The organism is Sabulibacter ruber (genome assembly GCF_017355955.1).
GTDB lineage: Bacteria > Bacteroidota > Bacteroidia > Cytophagales > Hymenobacteraceae > Nibribacter > Nibribacter ruber_A.
The window spans coordinates 1-244 of record NZ_JAFFID010000207.1 but is presented as its reverse complement, the minus strand read 5'-3'; the positions used below and the strand labels follow the sequence as shown (position 1 = coordinate 244).

Here is a 244-nt window from a genome sequence, read left to right as displayed (position 1 = left end):
GAGGCCGGCCGCATGGGCTCGCCGGGCCGCCGCGAGATCGGCCACGGGAAGCTGGCCTGGCGCGCCATCCACCCGCTGCTGCCGAGCAAGGAGCAGTTCCCCTACACCGTGCGCGTCGTGTCGGAAGTCACGGAGTCGAACGGCTCGTCCTCGATGGCGACGGTCTGCGGCACGTCCTTGTCGCTGATGGACGCCGGCGCCCCGCTGGAGCGCCCGGTGGCCGGCATCGCCATGGGGCTGATCA

At 72.5% G+C, this 244-nt stretch carries 1 pseudogene; it reads left to right on the top strand.

Annotation, left to right across the window (positions count from 1 at the left end):
• Nucleotides 1-244 (top strand): annotated as a pseudogene (locus tag JT719_RS25070) (polyribonucleotide nucleotidyltransferase); the annotation flags it as partial.